Origin of the sequence: Streptomyces chisholmiae, from assembly GCF_031845445.1 — a bacterium.
GTDB classification, from domain to species: Bacteria; Actinomycetota; Actinomycetes; order Streptomycetales; family Streptomycetaceae; genus Streptomyces; species Streptomyces chisholmiae.
Genome location: NZ_JAVREO010000017.1, coordinates 97,682 through 118,970, shown reverse-complemented (window position 1 = coordinate 118,970; position 21,289 = coordinate 97,682). Strand labels below are relative to the sequence as shown.

Annotated in this window: 23 protein-coding genes; 3 read left to right on the top strand and 20 right to left on the bottom strand. The window is 74.1% G+C overall.

Annotated elements, in window-relative coordinates:
- From RM844_RS25035 to RM844_RS24990, 10 genes are all read right to left on the bottom strand, one after another.
- Positions 1-411 (bottom strand): BlaI/MecI/CopY family transcriptional regulator, encoded by a 411-nt coding sequence (locus RM844_RS25035; RefSeq protein WP_311669629.1) that lies wholly within the window; start codon positions 409-411, stop codon positions 1-3.
- A gap of 75 nt (positions 412-486) precedes the next feature.
- Positions 487-690 (bottom strand): hypothetical protein, encoded by a 204-nt coding sequence (locus RM844_RS25030; protein WP_311669628.1) that lies wholly within the window; start codon positions 688-690, stop codon positions 487-489.
- A 67-nt stretch (positions 691-757) separates the two neighbouring features.
- A complete protein-coding gene (locus RM844_RS25025) occupies positions 758-973 on the bottom strand; it encodes a hypothetical protein (RefSeq protein ID WP_311669627.1) in 216 nt (71 codons plus the stop codon).
- 82 nt (positions 974-1,055) lie between these two features.
- Positions 1,056-1,853: a type III pantothenate kinase gene (locus RM844_RS25020; protein ID WP_311669626.1), complete on the bottom strand. Its 798-nt coding sequence runs from the start codon at positions 1,851-1,853 to the stop codon at positions 1,056-1,058.
- Between the two features lie 2 nt (positions 1,854-1,855).
- The gene (gene nadC / locus RM844_RS25015; RefSeq protein WP_311669625.1) at positions 1,856-2,914 is read right to left on the bottom strand and encodes a carboxylating nicotinate-nucleotide diphosphorylase; all 1,059 of its coding nucleotides are present in this window, start codon (positions 2,912-2,914) and stop codon (positions 1,856-1,858) included.
- A gap of 13 nt (positions 2,915-2,927) precedes the next feature.
- On the bottom strand, positions 2,928-4,631 hold the full coding sequence (locus RM844_RS25010; protein WP_311669624.1) for an L-aspartate oxidase: 1,704 nt from the start codon (positions 4,629-4,631) through the stop codon (positions 2,928-2,930).
- Entirely contained in the window at positions 4,628-5,491 is an 864-nt protein-coding gene (gene panC / locus RM844_RS25005; protein WP_311669623.1) for a pantoate--beta-alanine ligase, read from the bottom strand. The genes RM844_RS25010 and panC overlap by 4 nt, the downstream gene beginning before the upstream one ends.
- Positions 5,488-6,465 (bottom strand): Rossmann-like and DUF2520 domain-containing protein, encoded by a 978-nt coding sequence (locus tag RM844_RS25000; protein WP_311669622.1) that lies wholly within the window; start codon positions 6,463-6,465, stop codon positions 5,488-5,490. The genes panC and RM844_RS25000 overlap by 4 nt, the downstream gene beginning before the upstream one ends.
- A gap of 63 nt (positions 6,466-6,528) precedes the next feature.
- Positions 6,529-7,236, bottom strand: coding sequence for a response regulator transcription factor (locus RM844_RS24995; RefSeq protein ID WP_311669621.1), 708 nt, complete (start codon positions 7,234-7,236; stop codon positions 6,529-6,531).
- A gap of 115 nt (positions 7,237-7,351) precedes the next feature.
- Positions 7,352-8,566: a sensor histidine kinase gene (locus RM844_RS24990; RefSeq protein ID WP_311669620.1), complete on the bottom strand. Its 1,215-nt coding sequence runs from the start codon at positions 8,564-8,566 to the stop codon at positions 7,352-7,354.
- Between the two features lie 99 nt (positions 8,567-8,665).
- Here RM844_RS24990 and RM844_RS24985 point away from each other — a divergent pair, with 99 nt between their 5' ends.
- Entirely contained in the window at positions 8,666-9,703 is a 1,038-nt protein-coding gene (locus RM844_RS24985) for an SAM-dependent methyltransferase (RefSeq protein ID WP_311669619.1), read from the top strand.
- 41 nt (positions 9,704-9,744) lie between these two features.
- Here the strand turns inward: RM844_RS24985 and RM844_RS24980 are convergent, their stop codons facing one another.
- The gene (locus RM844_RS24980; protein WP_311669618.1) at positions 9,745-10,926 is read right to left on the bottom strand and encodes an NADH-quinone oxidoreductase subunit D; all 1,182 of its coding nucleotides are present in this window, start codon (positions 10,924-10,926) and stop codon (positions 9,745-9,747) included.
- A gap of 133 nt (positions 10,927-11,059) precedes the next feature.
- Between RM844_RS24980 and RM844_RS24975 the strand changes: the two genes are divergently transcribed.
- Both RM844_RS24975 and RM844_RS24970 read left to right on the top strand, forming a co-directional pair.
- Entirely contained in the window at positions 11,060-11,578 is a 519-nt protein-coding gene (locus RM844_RS24975) for a PH domain-containing protein (RefSeq protein WP_311669617.1), read from the top strand.
- Positions 11,575-13,125: a PH domain-containing protein gene (locus tag RM844_RS24970; protein ID WP_311669616.1), complete on the top strand. Its 1,551-nt coding sequence runs from the start codon at positions 11,575-11,577 to the stop codon at positions 13,123-13,125. The genes RM844_RS24975 and RM844_RS24970 overlap by 4 nt, the downstream gene beginning before the upstream one ends.
- Here the strand turns inward: RM844_RS24970 and RM844_RS24965 are convergent.
- The 9 genes from RM844_RS24965 to folP form a co-directional block, all read right to left on the bottom strand.
- Positions 13,122-13,466 carry a hypothetical protein gene (locus RM844_RS24965; protein ID WP_311669615.1) on the bottom strand — a complete coding sequence of 115 codons (345 nt, stop codon included), beginning with the start codon at positions 13,464-13,466 and terminating at the stop codon, positions 13,122-13,124. The two genes, RM844_RS24970 and RM844_RS24965, sit on opposite strands and share 4 nt — an antisense overlap.
- A gap of 117 nt (positions 13,467-13,583) precedes the next feature.
- Positions 13,584-14,969 (bottom strand): hypothetical protein, encoded by a 1,386-nt coding sequence (locus tag RM844_RS24960; protein WP_311669614.1) that lies wholly within the window; start codon positions 14,967-14,969, stop codon positions 13,584-13,586.
- Positions 14,970-14,993: 24 nt separating this feature from the next.
- Positions 14,994-15,629, bottom strand: a complete 636-nt coding sequence (locus RM844_RS24955; protein ID WP_311669613.1) for a hypothetical protein — start codon at positions 15,627-15,629, stop codon at positions 14,994-14,996.
- Complete coding sequence (locus tag RM844_RS24950; RefSeq protein WP_311669612.1) at positions 15,626-16,825, bottom strand: hypothetical protein; 1,200 nt, start codon at positions 16,823-16,825, stop codon at positions 15,626-15,628. The genes RM844_RS24955 and RM844_RS24950 overlap by 4 nt, the downstream gene beginning before the upstream one ends.
- Before the next feature lie 155 nt (positions 16,826-16,980).
- Positions 16,981-18,507 (bottom strand): AAA family ATPase, encoded by a 1,527-nt coding sequence (locus tag RM844_RS24945; RefSeq protein ID WP_311669611.1) that lies wholly within the window; start codon positions 18,505-18,507, stop codon positions 16,981-16,983.
- Positions 18,507-18,794: a hypothetical protein gene (locus tag RM844_RS24940; RefSeq protein WP_311669610.1), complete on the bottom strand. Its 288-nt coding sequence runs from the start codon at positions 18,792-18,794 to the stop codon at positions 18,507-18,509. Before RM844_RS24940 ends, RM844_RS24945 begins: the two co-directional genes overlap by 1 nt.
- Before the next feature lie 38 nt (positions 18,795-18,832).
- Positions 18,833-19,327: a hypothetical protein gene (locus tag RM844_RS24935; protein ID WP_311669609.1), complete on the bottom strand. Its 495-nt coding sequence runs from the start codon at positions 19,325-19,327 to the stop codon at positions 18,833-18,835.
- A 322-nt stretch (positions 19,328-19,649) separates the two neighbouring features.
- Positions 19,650-20,222, bottom strand: coding sequence for a nuclear transport factor 2 family protein (locus tag RM844_RS24930; protein ID WP_311669608.1), 573 nt, complete (start codon positions 20,220-20,222; stop codon positions 19,650-19,652).
- The gene (gene folP / locus RM844_RS24925; protein WP_311669607.1) at positions 20,219-21,112 is read right to left on the bottom strand and encodes a dihydropteroate synthase; all 894 of its coding nucleotides are present in this window, start codon (positions 21,110-21,112) and stop codon (positions 20,219-20,221) included. The genes RM844_RS24930 and folP overlap by 4 nt, the downstream gene beginning before the upstream one ends.
- Positions 21,113-21,289 lie beyond the last annotated feature (177 nt).

Here is a 21,289-nt window from a genome sequence, read left to right as displayed (position 1 = left end):
TTATCGCTGCGGCGCGTCGTCTTCCTCTTCGGGGGCGGTCACCCGAACTCCGGGCACATCCACGACCCGCAGGGCCCCGCGCAATGCCGCCGTCTGCTCGGGTGACATCATGCCGAAGAATGCCACGAGTGCCGCCGCCGGGTTGTCGCTCTCCGACCACGCGTCATTCATCAAAGCGGCCGAGTACGCGGCCCGGGTGGAGATCGCCTCATAGCGATAGGCGCGCCCCTCCTGCTCCCGGCGGACCCAGCCCTTCTGATGCAGGTTGTCCAGAACCGTCATCACCGTCGTATAGGCGATCGAACGCTCCTGGCGCAGATCTTCGAGAACTTCCCGCACCGTCACCGGGCGGTTCCACTCCCACACGCGGGTCATCACCGCGTCTTCCAACTCTCCCAAAGGCCGAGGCACAGGAAGCACAATAGTGCCGCCGGGACAAAACGGGCGCTCTGCCGCCCCGCCCCGGCGCTCCGCGGGAAGCCGGCGTCAGTCGGCCGAGCGCGTGGCGCCGCCCCGCTCGGATTCGGCGGGGGCGGCCGGCTTGGCGCTGGCCGCGGCCAGCGCCGCGTCCACGGCGGCGTCCTCCTTGTACTTGTTGGCGCCGCCCTGGCTGCGCACGATGGTCACGATCAGGCAGGTGAAGGCGATGGCCATCACCGTGGGGGCGAAGAGCGCGGCGAGATAGTCCACGGGGAATCGGCCTCCTTGGGGCTGCTCGGGTGAGCCAGCCTACCGACCGCCTTGTGCCGGCTTCTCCTCACTCCTCCCCTTCGGCGCGCTCCCCCGCCCCGCCGCTCTCGTCGTCCTCGCCGCCCGGGGCGGCGGGCGGCGGCGCGGGGCGCTTGCGGCGCGGCGGGAAGACGTCCGCGGGGGTGGGCATCGGCCGGCGGGCCGCCGGCCGGCCTGACTGCTGCTCACGGTTGTCGTCCCCGTCGCCGCCGGGAGCGGGGGAGGAAGTCTGAGACATAGCCATAAACCGACTTTAATTACTAAACAGACAATCCCGGCTCATTGTCGGTCGGCGGCGTGTTCCCGGAAACCCCGGCGGCGAGCCGTCAGAGCCGCGAGATGTTCCGTTCGTAGACCATCCGCAGCCCGATCAGGGTCAGCCACGGCTCGTGCTCGTCGATCACCGTCGACTCGCGCAGCACCAGCGGCGCGACCCCGCCGGTGGCGATCACCGTCACGTCGTCCGGGTCGTCCGCCAGCTCCCGGGACATCCGCTCCACCATGCCGTCCACCTGGCCGGCGAAGCCGTAGAGGATGCCGGACTGCATGGACTCCACGGTGTTCTTGCCGATCACGTGCCGTGGCCTGGCCAGCTCCACCTTGTGCAGCTGGGCGCCGCGCAGCCCCAGTGCCTCCACCGAGATCTCGATCCCGGGGGCGATGGCGCCACCCGCGTACTCGCCGCGCGCGGAGACCGCGTCGTAGGTGGTGGCGGTGCCGAAGTCGACCACGATGCAGGGGCCGCCGTACAGCTCGACGGCGGCGACCGCGTTGATGATCCGGTCGGCGCCGACCTCCTTGGGATTGTCGGTGAGGATCGGCACCCCGGTCTTCACTCCCGGCTCGACCAGCACCGCCGGGATGTCCCCGTAGTAGCGCCGGGTCACCTCGCGCAGCTCGTGCAGCACGGACGGCACGGTGGAGCAGATGGCGATGCCGTCGATCCCGTCGCCCAGCTCCTCGCCGAGCAGCGGGTGCATCCCCATCAGGCCCTGCAGGAGCACGGCCAGCTCGTCCGCGGTGCGGCGGGCGTCCGTGGAGATCCGCCAGTGCTCGACGATCTCCTCGCCGTCGAAGAGGCCGAGGACGGTGTGCGTGTTCCCGACGTCGATGGTGAGCAGCATGGTCAGTCGCGCCCCTCGGAACGGAGGTCGAGACCGATGTCCAGGATCGGCGCCGAGTGGGTGAGCGCGCCGACCGCCAGGTAGGTGACGCCGGTGGCCGCGTAGTCGGCGGCGTCCGCCAGGGTCAGCCGCCCGGAAGACTCCAGCTCGGCCCGGCCGGCGACCAGCTCGACCGCCGCCGCCGTCTGCTCCGGGCTGAAGTTGTCCAGCAGCAGCAGGTCGGCGCCCTCCGCCAGCACCGGCTCGATCTGGTCGAGACGGTCCACCTCGACCTCGACCGGCACGCCGGGGAACTCGGCCCGCACCCGGCGGAACGCCTCGGCCACCCCGCCGGCGGCGATCACGTGGTTGTCCTTGATCAGCGCCGCGTCGGAGAGCGACATCCGGTGGTTGACGCCGCCGCCGCAGCGCACCGCGTACTTCTCCAGGGCGCGCAGCCCCGGCGTGGTCTTGCGGGTGTCCCTGACCCGGGTCCCCGTGCCGGCCAGGGCGTCCGCCCAGGCGCGGGTCGCGGTGGCGATGCCGGAGAGCCGGCAGAGCAGGTTGAGCGCGGACCGCTCGCCGGTCAGCAGGTCACGGGTGCGGGTGGTGACCGAGAGCAGCACCTGGCCGGCCTCGACCCGGTCGCCGTCCTCGACCAGCCGCTCCACCTCCAGCTCGTCGGTGCAGACCACCGAGAGCACCGCCTCGGCGACCCGCAGCCCGGCCACCGTGCCGGCCTGCCGGGCGGTGAAGTCGGCGGTGGCGACAGCCGTCTCGGGGATGGTGGCCACGGTGGTCACGTCCACCCCCTGGTCCAGGTCCTCCTCGACGGCCAGGTGCGCGATGTCCTCGACGAGCACCGGGTCCAGGCCGGCCGCGGTCAGCAGCGCGGCCAGCTCCGGGTCGAGCCCGCAGGTCAGCGGGTCGAAGTCGGCGTCGGCCTCGGGGCCGGCGCCACAGCCGCAGCCGTCGCCGCAGCCGCCGACCGGCTCGTCCGCCGCCGGGCGGCCGCCGATCGGCAGCAGGGTCAGCTCGACCGGCGGCGCCGGCGGGGTGCCTGGGGTTCGGGGGCTGGTCACGGTGAAGGCTCTCCTAGGGGACGACCGGGCCGTCGGGGAACGCGGTCGATTCGGTGGGGTGGACGGCGAGGCGGGGCCCCGCCGCTCCGGGGCGCAGGGCGGCGACCAGGTGGTGCCGCCCCGACGCCTCGTCGGGTCCTGGGTGGTCCTCGCGCCAGTGACTGCCGCGGGTCTCCGCGCGCCCCTGGGCCACGGCGACCAGCACCCGGGCGACCAGACGCAGGTTAGCCGTCTCCCAGGTGTCGGCGCCCGGCTCGGCCGGCTTCCGGTCGTCGCCGTCGGCCAACGCGTCCAGCGCGGCGGCCGTCTCGGCCAGCCCGGCGGCGGACCGCAGCACCCCGGCGCCGGCCGTCATCAGCCGCTGGACCGTGCCGCGGGCCTCCGGCGGGAGCAGCCAGGACGGCTGGCCGGCGGCCGGCGGCGGCACCGGCGGGCCGGCGACGGGGGCGTCGCCGAGCACCGCCGCCGCGATCCGCTCCGCGAAGACCAGCCCTTCGAGCAGCGAGTTGGAGGCCAGCCGGTTGGCGCCGTGCACCCCGGTGCAGGCCACCTCGCCGCAGGCGTAGAGGCCGGGCACCGTGGTGCGGCCGGCCAGGTCGGTGCGCACCCCGCCGGAGGCGTAGTGCGCGGCCGGGGCCACCGGGACCAGGTCGGTGACCGGATCGATGCCGTGCGTCCGGCAGGCGGCCAGGATGGTGGGAAACCTGCGCTCCCACATCGCGGCACCGAAGTGCCGGGCGTCCAGGTACATGTGCTCGGTGCCCAGCTCGCGCATCCGGCGGGTGATGGCCTTGGCGACGATGTCCCGCGGGGCCAGCTCGGCCAGCTCGTGCTGGCCGAGCAGGAAGCGGACGCCGGCCGCGTCCACCAGGTGGGCGCCCTCGCCGCGCACCGCCTCGGAGATCAGCGGCTGCTGCCCCTCGGCGTCCGCGCCCAGGTAGAGCACCGTCGGGTGGAACTGGACGAACTCCAGGTCCGAGACCTCGGCCCCGGCGCGCAGCGCCAGCGCCACCCCGTCCCCGGTGGAGACCGGGGGGTTGGTGGTGGCCGAGAAGACCTGGCCCATGCCGCCGGTGGCCAGCACGACGGCCGGCGCCAGCACCGCGCCGACCCCGTCGTGCCGGCCCTCGCCCATCACGTGCAGGGTGACCCCGGCGGCCCGGCCGTCGGCGTCCTTCAGCAGGTCGAGGGCGAGCGCGTGGCGCACCGTCTCGATGCCCGCGGCGCGGACCGCGGCCAGCAGCGCCCGGGAGATCTCCGCGCCGGTGGCGTCGCCGCCGGCGTGCGCGATGCGCCGCCGGTGGTGGCCGCCCTCGCGGGTCAGCGAGAGGTCGCCGCCCGGCTCGGTGTCGAACGTGGCGCCCAGCGCGATCAGCCGGCGCACCGCCGCCGGGCCCTCGGTGACGAGGGTGCGCACCGCGCGCTCGTCGCAGAGGCCGGCGCCGGCCACCAGGGTGTCGGCCAGGTGCTGCTCGGGACTGTCGCCGGCGCCCAGCGCGGCGGCGATGCCGCCCTGCGCCCAGCGGGTCGAGCCGTCGTCCAGCCGGGCCTTGGTGACGATCACCGTCCGCCGGCCGGCGGCGGCGCAGCGCAGCGCGGCCGTCAGGCCGGCGACGCCGGAGCCGACCACCACCACGTCCGCCTCGATCGCCCAGCCGGGCGGCGGCGCGGGCAGCGGCCCGGCTATCCCGGGGGCCAGCGGCCGGGCGGCGCTCATGCCGGGCCGCGCAGTGTCAGCGTGCGGTTGTCGATCAGCCGGGTGGCGCCGACCCGGGCGGCGACCGCCAGCAGCGCGTCCCCGACGTGGTCGTCGGCGACCTCCAGCAGGTCGGCCGGGTCGAGCAGGGCCAGGTAGTCCAGCTCAAGGGGCGGGTCCTGGCCGGCCGCCTCGGCCAGCACGGCGTCCGCCGCGGCGCGGGCGCCGGCCGCGTCCGGCCGCGCGGCCGCGGCGGCGAGCGCCCCGGAGAGCGCCAGCGCGGTGCGCCGCTCGGCCGCCGAGAGGTAGCGGTTCCGGCTGGACCGGGCCAGCCCGTCCGGCTCCCGGACGGTCGGCACCGGCACGATCTCCACCGGGAAGTCCAGGTCCCGCACCATCCGGCGGACCAGCGCCAGCTGTTGGGCGTCCTTCTCGCCGAAGGTCGCCAGGTCGGCGCGGGTGAGGTGGAGCAGCTTGGCGACCACGGTGAGCATCCCGTCGAAGTGGCCGGGCCGGGACGCGCCCTCCAGCCGCTCGCCCAGCGGGCCGGCGGCCAGCGTCACCAGCGGCCGCCCGGTCGGGTACATCTCGGCGTCCGTGGGGGCGAAGAGCAGGTCGGCGCCGGCCGCCTCGGCCAGCGCCAGGTCGGCGTCCAGGGTGCGCGGGTAGCGGTCGAAGTCCTCGCCGGCGCCGAACTGGAGCGGGTTCACGTAGACCGTCACCACGACCTGCCCGGCGGGGCCGACCCGCTCCCTGGCGGCGCGGATGTTGGCCGCGTGCCCCTCGTGCAGGGCGCCCAGCGTCATCACCACGGCCCGCCGCCGGCCGGGCGCCTCGTGCGCCCGCAGCTCGGCGGCGGTGCGCGTCACGGTCAGGGTCATCGGTCAGCTCCGTCCGTTCCTTGGCCACCCGGGCCACCGGCGCCGCCGCCCGGGCCGCCGTCGGGGCGGCCAGCCAGCACGTCCAGCAGCGCCTCGGCGGACTCCGGCCGCAGCAGGCCGTGGTCCAGGGCGCGGTCGGCGGTGGTGCGGGCCAGCGCCAGGTAGCTGGCCAGCGTCCCGGGGGCGTGCGCGCGCAGCTCGTCGAGGTGCGCGGCGACCGTGCCCGCGTCGCCACGGGCCACCGGGCCGGTCAGCGCGGCGTCGCCGGAGCGCAGCGCGTTGTCCAGCGCGGCGCCCAGCAGCGGGCCCAGCATCCGGTCCGGCGCCGCCACGCCCACCTCGCGCAGCACGTCGAGGGACTGGGCGACCAGGGTGACCAGGTGGTTGGCGCCCATCGCCAGGGCCGCGTGGTAGAGCGCGCGGTCCCGCTCCTCGATCCACTCCGGCTCGCCGCCCATCTCGATGACCAGCGCCTCGGCCGCCATCCGCAGCTCCGCCGGGGCCGTCACGCCGAACGAACAGCCGGCCAGCCGCTGCACGTCGACCGAGGAGCCGGCGAACGTCATCACCGGGTGCAGCGCCAGCGGGAGCGCGCCGGCCCGCAGCGCCGGGTCGAGCACCCCGACCCCGAACCGGCCCGAGGTGTGCACCAGCAGCTGCCCAGGGCGGATCGCGCCGGTCTCGGCGAGGCCGGCGACCAGCGGCGGCAGCGCGTCGTCCGGCACCGTCAGCAGCACCAGGTCGGACGCGGCCAGCACCTCGTCGGGGGCGACCAGCGGCACACCGGGCAGCAGCGCCTCGGCGCGGCGGCGGGAGGCGTCGGAGACGCCGGAGGCCGCGACCGGCTGGTGTCCGGCCAGCCGCAGCGCGGCGGCCAGCACCGGACCCACCCGGCCGGCGCCGACCACGCCGACGCGCAGCCGGGCCGGGCGGTCGGCCGCCTCGGTGGGTCGGGGCGCTGAGGCGGGGTTCACGTGGCTTCTCTTCCTGATCGGGCGTTCCGGGCCGTCCCTGCGGTACCGGACGTCCCTCTCATGCTACGGCGCCCGGCCCGGGCCGCCGCTGCCCTGTCGGCCGCCGGCCCGCACCAGACCGGCCTCGTAGGCCAGCACCACCGCCTGCACCCGGTCGCGGAGCTGCAACTTGCCGAGCACCCGGCCCACATGGGTCTTCACGGTCGCCTCGGAGACGAACAGCCGGCCGGCGATCTCCGCGTTGGACAGGCCCTGCGCGATCAGCAGCAGCACCTCGCGCTCCCGGTCGGTCAGCAGGTCCAGCTCCGGCGCCCGCCGGTGGTCGGGTCCCGGCAGCAGGGTGACGAACCGGTCGAGCAGCCGGCGGGTGGTGGACGGCGCCACCACCGCGTCGCCACTGTGCACCGCGCGGATGGAGGCGAGCAGCTCGTCCGGCGGCACGTCCTTGAGCAGGAAGCCCGAGGCGCCGGCCCGCAGGCCACTGAAGGCGTACTCGTCGAGGTCGAAGGTGGTCAGGATCAGCACCCGGGGCTCGCCCGGACCGCCGGCGCCGTCCCGGCAGATCCGGCGGGTCGTCTCGACGCCGTCCAGCCGCGGCATCCGGACGTCCATCAGCACCACGTCGATCTCGGTGTCCCGCAGCCGCTCCAACGCCTCGACGCCGTCGCCGGCCTCGGCGGCCACCGTGATGTCCGGCTGGGCGGAGAGCACCATCCGGAAGCCGGTGCGCAGCAGCGCCTGGTCGTCCACGAGCATCACTCGGATCGGCATCGGGACCGCCCCTCCTCGGCTGGCGCCACTGGCGCCCTCGGCACTACGGAACCGCTGGAACTCTAGGGCCTGCCCGGGCGCGGCCGGGCGCCGCCCACCGGGACGGACCCCCGTGCTACGGCCGCTCGTTGAGCGGCAGGGTGGCGCTGATCCGGAAGCCGCCGCCGGGGCGGGGGCCGGCGACCAGCAGGCCGTTCACCATGCCGACCCGCTCCCGCATGCCGATCAGCCCGTGCCCCTGGCCGTCCGCGCCGCCGCCCTCGTACAGCTCCTGCTGGGCGCCGCGGCCGTCGTCCTCGGCCAGCACCGTCAGCGCGTCCCCGCCGTACTCCAGGGTGACCGTCGCGCCCGCGTCCGGGCCGCCGTGCTTGCGGGTGTTGGTGAGGGCCTCCTGGACGATCCGGTAGGCGGTCAGCTCGACGCCGCTGGGCAGCGGCCTGGGGGTGCCGGAGACCCGGAAGTCGACGGGCAGGCCGGTGTCCCGCACCTGGTCGACCAGCTCGGTGAGCTGCTCGACGCCCGGCTGCGGCACGTAGTCCTGGGCGCTGACCGCGCTGTCCTCGGTGCGCAGCACGCCCAGCAGCCGGCGCATCTCGGTGAGCGCCTGGCGGCCCGTCCCCGAGATGGTGCGCAGCGCGTTCCGCGCCTGGTCGGGAGCGCTGTCCAACACGTAGGCTGCGCCGTCCGCCTGGACCACCATCACGGAGACGTTGTGCGCCACCACGTCGTGCAACTCCCGGGCGATCCTGGCCCGTTCCGCGGCCACCGCCATCCGGGCCTGGGTCTCCCGCTCCAGCTCCAGGCGGGCGGCGCGCTCCTCCAGCTCCGCGTAGTAGGCGCGGCGGGTGCGCAGCGAGTCGCCGAGCACCCAGGCCAGGCAGAAGACGCCGGTCAGGAAGATGCTGGAGATCACCCGGTTCACCAGGGACTCGGCCTCCGCCTGCGGCCAGCGCAGCACGCTCAGCACGGGCGCGGCCACACACATCAGCAGCCCGAGCCGGGAGGGCCACCGCTCGGACCCGACCGCCACCGTGAAGCCGATCATGAGCAGCGCGAAGTTGGCCGGCAGCGGGGTGACGTCGGTCGCCAGCTGGAAGAGACCGGTGACAATGGCGAGCAGCAGCATCTCGGCCGGCCAGCGGCGCCGCAGCAGGACCACGACGCCCATCGCCAGGGTGGCGATCACGGCGGGCACCTCGGGGCTGTCGTACTTCGTGTCGTCCGGCATCGCGAGGAAGACGAAGACCAAGGAGGCGAACACGAGCACCAACGCCCAGCAGCCGTCGACCCAGGTCGGGTGACGGCGGAGGAAGTCATAGAGCCGGTTCACTTCACCCAGCGTAGGCACTGTGACCGGCCGTGGAGTCAACCCGACGACCGATACGTCACGCGCTCAACTACTCCTCAAGGTGGACGGAGACCTCTCACCATGGCAGGGCAGCACGGACCGGAAGGCTGGCGCGCGGCGATGACCAGGGCGCTCTACGGACCCGGCGGGTTCTACCTGGAGCAGGCCCCGGCGGCACACTTCCGTACCTCGGTACACGCCTCGCCGCTCTTCGCGCGGGCGGTGGTGGAACTGCTGCGCCGGGTTGACGCGGCGCTCGGCGAGCCGGGCGAGCTGGCGCTGGTGGACGTCGGGGCCGGCCGGGGTGAGCTGCTGACCGGGGTGCTGGCCGCGGCGCCGCCGGAACTGGCCGGCCGGCTGCGGCCGTTCGCGGTCGAGGTGGCCGACCGGCCGGCGGGGCTCGACCCGCGGGTGGTCTGGTGCGCCCGGCCGCCGACCGGCACGGTCGGGCTGCTGTTCGCCAACGAGTGGCTGGACAACGTGCCGTTGGAGGTGGTCGAGACGGACCGGGCGGGGGTGGCGCGCCGGGTGCTGGTCGCGGCGGACGGCGCGGAACGGCTGGGGCCGCCGGTGGCCGGCGCCGAGGCGGCCTGGCTGCGCCGCTGGTGGCCGCTGTCCGGCCGGCCGGGCGAGCGGGCCGAGATCGGGCTGCCCAGGGACGCGGCCTGGGCGGACGCGGTGGGCTCGGTGGCCGGCGGGCTGGCGGTGGCGGTGGACTACGCGCACCTGCGGGCGGACCGGCCGGCCGCCGGCACGCTCACCGGCTACCGCGGGGGGCGGCCGGTGGCGCCGGTGCCGGACGGCGCCCGCGACCTCACGGCCCATGTGGCGCTGGACGCCTGCGCGGCGGCGGGGGCGGCCGTGGTGGCGGCGGGCGGGGACCCGGCTGGTGTGGGGAACGCGGGGGGCGCGCGGGTGGTGAGCCAGCGCGCGGCGTTGCGTGCGCTGGGCGTGCGTGGCGAGCGCCCGCCGCTGGCGCTGGCGCACACCGACCCGGCCGGCTACCTGCGGGCCCTGGGTGCGGCCGGCGCCGCCGCCGAACTCACCGACCCGGCCGGGCTCGGCGGCTTCGGCTGGCTCCTCCAACCGGTCGGCGTCCCCGACCCGTTGGCCGACTGACGGCGGTGACCGGGCGGCCGGGGAGGCCGGCGGCCCGGCCGCTACTTGTCGATGTCGCCCACGACGAAGAAGAACGACCCCAGGGTGGCCACCATGTCGGCGACCAGCGTGCCGGGCAGCAGCTCGCGGAGCGCCTGGATGTTGTTGAACGAGGCGGAGCGCAGCTTCAACCGGTGCGGCGTCTTCTCGCCCTTGGAGACCAGGTAGTAGCCGTTGACGCCGAGCGGGTTCTCCGTCCAGGCGTAGGTGGCGCCCTCCGGCGCCTTGAGCACCTTCGGCAGCCGCTGGTTGACCGGCCCGGGCGGCAGCTCGGCCAGCCGGTCGAGGCAGGCGTCGGCCAGCTCCAGCGCGTTCCTGGTCTGTTCGAGCAACACCTCGAAGCGGGCCAGGCAGTCACCCGCCGTGCGGGTCACCACCCGCAGCGTGTCGGCCAGTTCGCCGTAGGCCAGGTACGGCTCGTCCCGGCGCAGGTCGAAGTCGACGCCGCTGGCCCTGGCGATCGGCCCGGTCACCCCGTACGCGCGCGCCGTCTCGGCGCCGAGCACCCCGACGCCGCGGGTGCGGGCCCGGAACACCTCGTTGCCCAGCACCAGTTCGTCCAGCCGGGGCAGACCGGCCCGCACCTCGGCGACCGCCGCCCTGGCCCGCCCGGTCCAGCCGGCCGGCAGCTCCTCCTTCAGGCCGCCGACCCGGTTGAACATGTAGTGCATCCGACCGCCGGAGACCTCCTCCAACACCCCCTGCAGGCTCTCCCGTTCGGTGAACGCGTAGAACATCGGGGTGATCCCGCCCAGCTCCAGCGGGTAGGAGCCGAGGAACATCAGGTGGTTGAGCACCCGGTTCAGCTCGGCCAGCAGGGTGCGCAGCCAGACGGCGCGCTCGGGCACCTCCATGCCCAGCATCCGCTCCACGGCCAGCACCACGCCCAGCTCGTTGGCGAACGCGGAGAGCCAGTCGTGCCGGTTGGCCAGCACCACGATCTGCCGGTAGTCCCGCACCTCGAAGAGCTTCTCGGCGCCGCGGTGCATGTAGCCGACCACCGGCTCGGCCTGCGAGATCCGCTCCCCGTCCAGCACCAGCCGCAACCGCAACACGCCGTGGGTCGAGGGGTGTTGGGGACCGATGTTGAGCACCATGTCGGTGCTCTCGGCCGCGCCGCCGACGCCGACCGTGGTGTGGGTGGCCGTGCCGGCCGCGGCCGGGCCCGTCTCCGTCTCCGCCATGCCGGCCAGTCTGTCACCCGGGCCCGCGCCGCGTCGTGCCCCGGAACGCGGCCCGCGTGCCCGGCGCGCCACCGCACCCCACCCGCCGCCGGGCGGCGGCCGGTCGCGGGCCGCCGGCTCTAAGCTTTCCACCATGGACACGGTTGCGCGGGGACCGGGGCCGGGGCCGGGCGACGCGTCCGGGACCGCCGACGAACGCTGGCGCCCCATCGAGTCGGGGGTGCTCTCGTTGCGCCGGTTGCTGCTGGTCTGCTGGCTCGGCCCGCTGGCGGTGCTGGGCGCGGTGCTGCCACCGCTGCTCGACGCCCCGCTCTGGACGCTGCTGGTGCTGCCGGTGCTGGCCGGCGGCGGCTGGAGCTGGTGGGCGCTGGGACGCAACTGGCGCTCCTGGGGCTACCTGGAGCGGGACGACGACCTGCTGATCAACCGCGGGGTGCTCTGGCGGCAGCTGACCGTGGTGCCCTACGGCCGGATGCAGCTGGTCGAGGTCACCTCGGGGCCGCTGGAGCGGAAGTTCGGGCTGGCCAGGCTCCAGCTGCACACCGCGGCGGCGGCCACCGACGCGACCATTCCCGGCCTGGCGCCGGCCGAGGCGGAGCGGCTGCGGGACCGGCTGACGGAGCTCGGCGAAGCACGATCGGCCGGGCTGTGAGCCGGCCGGAGCCACCGGCCGAGCCCGCCGAGCCACCCGAGCCCGCCGGGCAGGCCGGGCAGGCCGGGCAGGCCGCTGCGGGAGGACCCACCGAGAAGTCCGCCGCCGTCGAGGAACCGACCGCCGCCGAGAAGTCCACTGCCGTCGAGGAACCGACCGCCGCCAAAGAGCCCACCGCCACCGAGGAACCGACCGCCGCCGAGATCCCCGCCGGCGAGGGCAAGCGGCTGCACCCGCTCACCCCCTGGCGGCGGGCCTGGGCCCCGCTCGCCGGCCTCTTCGCGGTCGCCCTGCAGAACGCGGCCGAGGTGCGCGACCAGGCGCGCGGTGCCGGCCTCGGCTGGCTGGTGCTGGCCGTGGTGGTGCTGGTGCTCGGCGCCACCGCCTACGGCTACCTCTCCTGGCGGGTCACCCGCTACCAGGTCACCGCCACCGAACTCCGCATCCGCACCGGCCTGTTGTTCCGCCGCACCGCCCATCTGCGGCTGGACCGCATCCAGGCCATCGACATCTCCCGGCCGCTGCTGGCCAGGGCGTTCGGAGTGGCCAAGCTCAAGATGGACGTGGTCGGCTCGGGTTCGTCGGACGAGCTGGCCTTCCTCGACGAGGACGAGGCCACCGAGCTGCGCGCCGAACTCCTCGCCCGCGCCGCCGGGATCGCGCCGGAGGCCGCGTCCAGCGCGGGCGAGGCGCCGGCCCACCAGCTGCACCAGGTCGACTCCAGGACGCTGGGCTGGTCGCTGGCGCTGCTGGGCAGCGGCTGGGGCGCACTGCTCGCCGGGCTGCTGGTCACGCCACTGATCTGGCTGGTCACCGACAGCTTCTTCCCCGCGCTGGTGGTGCTGCTGCCGCTGCTGGCCTCGATCTGGCGCGGCAGCCTGGGCGCGTTCCTCACCCAGTACGGCTGGACGGTCAGCGAGTCGCCGGACGGACTGCGGCTGGACCACGGCCTGTTGCAACGCGACCACGCCACCGTGCCGCCCGGCCGGGTGCAGGCTGTCCGGATCGTCGAGCCGCTGCTGTGGCGGCCCCGGGGCTGGCTCCGGGTCGAGCTGGACGTGGCCGGCGAGGGCAACGAGGGCGGCCTGCTGTTGCCGGTCGCCACCCGCGAGACGGCCCGCGAACTGCTCGCCCGCATCCTGCCCGAGGTCCGGCTCGACGAGGCGCTGGCCAGCGTGCGCACCGCGCCCCAGCAGGCCCGTTGGGCGGTACCGGTGTGGCGGGTCGGCTACGGCCACGGGGTGACGGACGCGGTCTTCGTGGCCCGCCACGGCCGCCTGCGGCGGGTCCACACGCTGGTCCCGCACGCCAAGGTGCAGAGCGTCCGGCTCACCCAGGGGCCGTGGGAGCGGCGGCTCGGCCTGGCCACCATCCGGGTGGACCACGGCGCCAACGGCACGGCCGCCGCCCGCCTCCAGCCCGCCGGCTACGTGGCCGAGGAGGTCGCCCGGCAGGCGAGGCGGTCCCGCCTCGGCCGCCGGACGGCCGCCCCCGACCGCTGGCTCACCGCCCGCCGGGCGGGCGGCGGCAGCGCCGAGACGCCCTAGGCCTGGCCACCGCCGGCGGCGATCAGCCGACGCAGCGCCTCGGCGGCGCTCTTCACGTGCTCGGTGTCGCCCGGCAGCACGAACACGCCGCGCGAGCCCCAGCCGGGCGAGACGTTGTACTTGTTCCCGTTGACCGTCAGGGACAGCGTCTGACCACGGGTGAACCGCACCGGCTTGGCGGAGACCTGCGCCAGCGGCCCGGCGTCGATGTGCTGCCGGTCAGAGCCGAGCAGCGTCAGGGTGCCCTGCCCGACGAGCACGAAACCGTGCTGGGCCAGGGGCTTCAGCCCCTTGCCGATCTGGACCTGCTCGAAGACGTACTCGGGTTCCGGATGCGTCATGACAACAACTCCTGAGGATCATCGTAGGGACGAGAACGCCCGACAGACGGGGGCCGTCGGGCGTGGTTCGGAAGAGCTGTGGGGGGTGGAGAACGTGGCGGACGCGGACCCGGGCGGTCACGAGGCCGCCCCCGTCCGTTTGTCGAGCAGCGACCCGGCGCCGGCGACCACCGGCTGCACCAGCTGATTCAGCGACCACTTGCGGTAGGCACCCCGCACCACGTACGGCACCACCCCGACAGCGAGAGCGGCGCCGAGCATGGCGAAGAACGGCGGCCAGTCCACCTCCCAGAGGGTGGCACCGTAGAAGAGCGGGACAAGACCACCCAACGAGACCCACGGCAGCAGGGCGTGCAGCGCGTACTGGTCCCGGTGTCCGTAGTCGCGCCGTCGCCAGACCCGAGCGCTCTGATCCTCCGGTTGCCGGCCGGGGAACGCGGGCAGCCGATGTCGTCGCTGGGCCAGGCCCGCGTGTCGGCAGAAGTCATCAAGACCGGTCAGCTCCGGATCGCCGGCGAACCAGGTGTCCCAGTGCAGAAACGCGTGCACGGCACCGCGCTCGTCCGCCAGTGCCACGCCCCAGGGCCGGCCCTCGTCGTCGAAGACGACGGCCTCCCGCACCCCGGTGACAGGATCGGCCGGCGGGCTGATGAGCCGCATCCGCCGCTGCGCGGTGCGCAGTTCTATAGCCGACTCGGTGAACCGGAGCACGGTGTGCCGCTGGAAGGCGCGGGTTGTCGGAACGCCCGGCCGGGGGCGCAGTTCGGCGCTGGCCACCGTACGCCCGGCCCGCAGCCCCGCGATCCCGAGCAGCAGCGCGGCCCCGACGCCGCAGAGCGCGAAGACCAGAAACGGCGCGGAGTACAGCGTCCACCGCAGGTGGTCGGTGTCGGCGAGGCCGCCGAAGAAGAACGCCGCCAACAGCGACAGCGGGATCTGCACAACGGCCAACAACGTCAAGAGGGTTGGTACGGCATCCCGCGCGCCGGGACGCAGCGTGCCTCGGAAGCCCGGTGCCCGGGGCGGCTCCGGGGCCCCACCCTCGGCGTGCTCCGTGACGGCCACCCCGTGGTGCCGGAGGAAGTCGGCCAGGCCGGAGAGTGTCAGGTAGTCGCCGTCCCGCACCACGCTGAGCCGCGGGGCAGGCACCTGGTCGGGCGTCGACAACGGAACGGGCGCCCCGCCGGCGGGCACCCAGTCACTCAGTGCGAGACAGGCGAGCGCCCGGCCCGCTCCGTCGCACAGGTGGAGGCACCCTCCCGCGTCGTTGATCTGTCCCAGGCCCATGGTGCCCCAGCCGGTCCTGGCCGCCGAGGGGCAGAGCCGTCCCCGCAGGTACACCGCCGAGGCGACGCCCTCCGGGCCAACCGGCCACCGGTGGGTGCGCGTCCGCCGCCGCACCGTCAACCGACCGCCCTCCACCGTGATCCGGGCCCGACGCAACACCCCCCACCGAACCAACGGACGCTGCGCCGGAAAGACGACCGGCGAGATCGTGCTCATCGGACCACCGCCTCACTCTCGTCGTCAGAGCGCGAGCGCCGACGCGCGTGGGTCGTCGGACGTGGAGCGGAGGGCGAGGGTCAGGGCGATCTCGTCGGCGGTTTCCACCAGTGCGGCGCCGAGCGTCGGGCTCGGCCAGGTGACGGTCAGCTCGATCAGGCCCCGGGGGTAGCCGGGCGGCGCCACGTAGTACGAGACGTACTCGACCAGCCCACGACGGCCGTCCTCGCCCGGATCGTCGAGAACCAGCTCGTGCACCCGGCACGCCGGCCCAGCCGGCAGCTCGACGAGGCTGACCAACGGATCGCGGTAGCGGTACGGCCGCGGCTGGCGGGCCAGTTCGGCCAGGCCCTCGACGCCGACCCCGTCCGCCGGACTGGCCACCGGCGCGCAGAAGACGGTGACCGGGACCAACGGACGGGTCGGCAGCGGCTCCGGGGGCACGAAGACGACGACGGGCGACGCCTCGCGCGCCGCCGCGCTCTCCCGGATCGCCGTCAGCTCGGGGTAGACGGCCTCCGCGTACTCCTGGTCCCGCGGCCCGCCCCGGTCGGCGACGGCCTGCGCGACCCGCTCGGCGGCATCCTCCGCGGTCATGTCCAGGGCGTACCAGCAGTCATCGGGGTACTCGAAGGAGGCCACCCAGGCATCGACGGTCACGAGGCCGTCCCTTCCCGCTTGTCGAGCATCGCCCCAGCGCCGGCGACGGCCGGCTCCACCAGCTGGTTCAGCCACCACTTGCGGTAGGCGCCTCGAATCGCGTACGGCACAACTCCAATAGCGAGGGCAGCGCCGATGACGGGGAAGAAGGGGTCCCACGCGAGGTCCCAGACGAACAGGCCGAAGAAGAGGGGGAACACCGTCCCGACAAGGGGCACGACCGCGTAAGACGCATAGGCGAACAAGTCATTCTGCATGTAGGCGCCCGCTCGCCAGGGACGGGCGGTGCGGTCCTCATCCCGCCGGGCCGGGAACGCGGCCATCCGCTCCTCGCGAAGGCCGATCCCGGCGCTCTGACAGAAGGCGGCCAGCCGAGACCGCCCCGAGTCCCCGGCGAACCAGGTGTCCCAGTGCAAGAACACCAACACGGTGCGTCGATCGTCCAGGAACGCGACCCCCCACGGCTGACCGGCATCCTGGAGAACCACCGCCTCCCGGATCCCCAGAACAGGGTCGTCCGGATGCTGGATCAACCGCATCTGCCGCTGCGCGGTCCGCAGTTCGAAGGCATCCGCCGTCAACCTCAGCACGCTGCGCCGCAGGAAGGCACGGGTGACGGGAACTCCCGGGCTCGGCCGCAGCTCTGCCACGGCGGTCGTACGTCCGGCACGCAGACCGGAAAGGCCGAGTACGACGGCCGGCACGACGTTGACCAGCGCCAGGACCAGGAAGGGAGCCGAGGCCATGGCATTGCGCGCCGCGGCGTTGTTCGGCACCCAGGAGAAGAGCACCGCGAGCAACAACGCGACGGCTGGCACGATCCACACGGTTCCCCCATTCCTGGGGCCGGGCCGGAGCGTGCCGAGGAACCCAGGCGCGCGGGGTGGTTCCTGTCCCTCCTCCAGCTCATGTACGGGCAGATCGTGGCGACCCAGGAAGTCCGCCAGCCCAGAGCGTGCCAGATAGCCATCGGCCGCAACGCCGCCGACCGGGGCGGGAACCGCGTCCGCCAGCTCCAGGGGGACCGGCCAACCGCCGCCAGGCAGCCAGTCGCTGACCGCCAGACAGGCCAACGACCGACCCTCCGCGTCCAGCGGATGCAGACATCCCCCGGTTCGATTGACCGGCCCGGGCGCCACATCACGCCAACCGACGCGGGCCGCCGAGGGACAAAGCCACCCGGTCAGGTGCGCCATCGAGGCGACGCCCTCCGGGCCGATCGGCCACCGGTGGGTGCGCGTCCGTCGCCGCACCGTCAATCGGCCACCCTCCACCGTGATCCGAGCCCGACGCAACACCCCCCACCGAACCAACGGACGCTGCGCCGGAAAGACAACCGGCGAAATCGTGCTCATCGGACCATGGCCTCACTCTCGTCATAGCTGAGGTCGCCTGGGGCGGTGACCTCACCGACCAACGGATGGTCCCCCTCCGACAAGCCCGGCCAGTTCCAGAGCGAGCCCACCCCCTCGACAACGATGAGACCGAACAGCCCGGCAGCGGCGCCCCCGGCCGCCGAACCGCCGGCCGCCAAACCTGCGGCTCCAAGTCCGCCGCTGCTCGCCGCCTCGGCAGCGCTGGCGCGGCCCAACGCCAGCGCGTCGCTGGCCGCCTCCCCCATGCCGAAAGTCTGGAAGAGCCCTGCTTGAAGCGACCGGGGAAACGTACTCGCCTGGACCGCCCCACCAATCCCCCGCAGTCCGGCCGCCCCCTGGGAGAGGCCGTCGCCCCAGTTGGAGCCCGAGCGCAGGACCCGGAGGCTCTGCGCCATCTCGGTGCCGAGGCCGCCGAAGCCGGCCCGGCCCCAGCCGAGGAGGCCGGCGGGCCGGGTGAAGGTGGTGCCGGCCCGGGCGGCCAGCGTGGCGCCGTCGCCGACCACCCCGGCGGCCATGGCGTTCCGGGCCGCCCGGTTCCCGGTGCCGCGGAAAGCCGCCATCGTGTTGCGGAAGGCCTGGAAGCGCGCGACGCCGCCAGCGTTGGCGAGCATCGGGGCCACCGCGCGGCCGAGGCCGAAGGTGAGGATGCCGACCACGTCGAGGGCGAAGTTGAGCCACTTGCCCTGGAGCGCGTTGCCGACCATCGAGAAGACGCTCGCCACCAGCGCGATGGTCCCCAGCACGGCGGCCAGGGCCTGGCCGATGACGGGGATCCAGCCCACCAGCAGGGCCAGCACCCCGCAGATGGCGGCGATTCTCCCGGCCCATTCGCCGATCAGGATCAGGACGTCCTTGATGGCGTCGATGACCTCGCCGACCCGGTCCCAGAAGCCGTCGGTGAGGCCGTCGCCGCCGATGAAGTCGCCGATCGCGTCGGCGGCCCGTTGGGCGGCCTGGTCCTTGGCCTCGACGATCTCCGCCAGCCGGTTCCTGAGGCGGGTCAACTCACCTTGCTGGTAGTCGAGTTGTCCCTGGAGGTTCTCGACCTGCCGGGTGGCCTCGGCGGCCCGGTCCTCGGCGTCGTCGGCGTCCGAGTCGGCCGCGGTCTCCGCGTCCCGCTCGGCCCCCTCGACGCGGCCGTTGAGGCTGTCGATCTCGGCCTGCACCTCGATGGCCTCGGTGCGCAGCGACAGGCTCTCGGTCTGCGCGTCCTCCAACTCCGGCCAGTAGCCGGCGAGGGCGTTCGCCGTCGCGTCGTAGCGGCCCCACGCCTTCCAGATGTCGTCGGACAGCTCGGTGGCCCGTTCGCGGAACGCGGTGCCGGCCTCGGACCGCCAGCCGTCCTCGCTGTCGGTCACGTCGCCCAGCAGCTCCTTCGCGCGCTGGATGGCGTCGGCGGTCCGCCGGTAGCGCGCCGCGGCCTCCTGCACCAACTCCCAGTCGCCGGGGATCGGGTCGCGCCCGTCCTCGGTCAGCGGATGCCAGTCGGCGGGTCGGGTCATCAGTTCCCGCCCTGGAGCGCGTTGGCCAGCTCGGTCTCGATGCCGTCGTAGCCCTCGGCGGCCTGCTCGGCGTGTTCCACGAAGGTACCCAGGCCCTCCATCAACTTGTCGCGATGTATGCGCCAGTTCTCCGCGAACTGTTCGAGTTCGTGCGCGAGGTCGCCGTGGCTGACCTCTTCCGCGTACTCGGACGCGATGTCCTCGGAGTTCTCGAACTCGGTCGCCACGAGGCGTAGCTTCGTGGCGAGTTCCCGCACCTCGTCCACGGAGATCTGCAGGTCGGACATGTCCCCCGCCTTCGGTGAGAATGACTGCGGCCGGTCGCCTAAGCGGACCACCGGAAGGTGGCGGCGACGGCGTCGAACATCTGGATCTGGGCGTCCGCCAGTTCCTTCAGCGGGGCGCTGAAGGTGAGCACCAGCCAGGCCCCGGATTCCGGCACCGGAAGAAAGAATTCCAGCAGGGTGTTCGGACGCCCGGCGCCCTGTCCCAGTTCCCTGAAGTCCTCGCTGAGTTCCTCGCGGCGGCAGCGGACCGCCTCGCCGGCGGCCACGGTCACCACGCTGACGGCGGCGGCCCCCTGGTAGCGGTCCCGGATGGCGTCGGCCAGCAGGCTGGCCGGCAGCCGCCGGGTCATCGCCGGGTTGGCCGGCTCCGCGGTCACCATCAGGCTGGCGGGTATGGGAATGCCGAGTTCCGCCTGGGTGGCCAGATAGATCTCGATGGCGTCGCGCTGGGCCGCGCTCCGGGTCACGTCGTCGAGCAGTTCCCGCAGTTCGTGCCGGCGCACGGTGAACGTGTCCCGGTCGGGATACGCCATGTCCACCAGAATGCGCACGGCTCTGGCCCGCTTCTCGTCCGAACGCAGCGGTATGCGAAACCAGTCGTTCGGGGTGATGAGCCGATACCGGCTCGGCGGCCCCGAACTCCGCCCTCCAGGAATCCCCCCGGATTCCTTCACCATTGCCACACGATCCACTGCCCCCGCCACGGAACTCCCTGTTCTACGTGCCCCCGAAAAACAGTTTCCGTCGGCATCCAACCAGGCGGCGACCGGAAAGCAAAGTGAACAATTGGTGTCAGTGGCAGCCGACATGACGCGCCGGACCAGCCTGGGATCGAACAGGCCTGATCAGCAGCGGTCAGACCGGGGTCGGGCCCTCGCCGTCCTCGTCACCATCGGGGGCGTCCCCACCGGCGGTGTCGAGACCGGTGCCGCCCGGGCCGGTGGCGTCGAACCCGGTGGCGCCCGGCCGCGCGGTGTCGTGCCGGTCCTCGGTCGGCTCGTCGTCCCGGTCGATCAGCACCGGGGAGCCGTGGTGCGACCAGACCAGCCACTGGCCGTCCTCCGCGCGGCGGAACACGTTGGTGGCCACCACCAGGCCGCCGACCAGCGGGCCGACCTCGCCCTCGGTCTCCGCAGGACCGCCGCTGAGGATGTTCTCGGTGCAGGTCACCAGCGCGGTGTCGCCCAGCACCGAGACCTCGACGTCGGTCAGGAAGAACTGGATGTAGTCGGTGTTGGCCATGATCAGCGCGTAGGACCGGAGCACCTCGGCCCGGCCGTTGATCACCGGCCAGCCGGGATGCACCACGCTGATGTCGTCGGCCAGCCAGCGCTCGGTCAGGGCGGCCAGGTCGCCCCGCTCGATCGCCTCGTAGAGCGCCGTGTTGGCCGCCTCGACCGCCTCGATGTCGGTACGCGCTCCAGTCATCCCGCTCCCTCCCCGTCGGGGATCTCCCGACTGCTGCCGGCCCGCTCGACGGCCCGGGCCACTCGGACGGCGTCGGCGCTCGCCCGAGCCTCGTGTACCCGCACCGCCCAGGCTCCAGCCGCCGCGGCGAGCGCGGAGACAGCGGCGGTGGCCGCGTCCCGCTCCCGTGCCGGCGGCGGGGTGCCGCCCGGGCCGGCCAGCACCCGGCCGAGGAACCGCTTTCTGGAGGCGGCGACCAGCAGTGGGAGGGGCAGCTCGGCGCGCAGCCGGCCGAGCGCGGCCAGCAGTGCCAGGTCCTGGTCGGCGTTCTTGGCGAAGCCGAGTCCCGGGTCGAGCACCAGCCGCTCGGGCGCGATCCCGCCGGCCACCGCCGCCGCCACGCTCGCCCGCAGCTCGTCGATGACCTCGCCGACCACGTCGGCGTAGACGGCGCGGTCGTTCATGTCCACGCTCTGCCCGCGCCAGTGCATCACCACGAAGGGCACCGCGCGCTCGGCCACCAGCGGGATCATCGCCGGGTCGGCCCGGCCGCCGCTGACGTCGTTGACCAGCAGCGCGCCCGCGTCCACCGCCGCCTCGGCCACCGAGGCCCGCATGGTGTCAACGCTGACCAGCACGCCCCGCTCGACCAGGTCCCGGACGACGGGCACCACCCGGCGCAGCTCCTCGGCCTCGTCCACCCGGGTGGCACCCGGGCGGGTCGACTCGCCGCCCACGTCGATCAGGTCGGCCCCCTCGGCGACCAGGTGGAGGCCGCGCTTGACGGCCAACTCGGGGTCGAACCAGCGGCCTCCGTCGGAGAACGAGTCCGGTGTGACATTGACCACGCCCATCACCGCACAGCGGTCCCAGCGAGGCAGTCCTGTCACCTGGCCATGCGAGATGCTCATGAGACCAGGGTAGGTGCAGGTGATGGGGGCGGAGCCGACCACCGACGGCGGCGCCGCCCCGCCCCGGTCCGACGCCGGGGGAACACGGCGGGGGTGCCCCGGCGCTGTCCCCCATGCACCGACCGGGCCCCGGAACCTCACGGGTAGATTCGAACCCCCGGACGGAAGCACATTCCG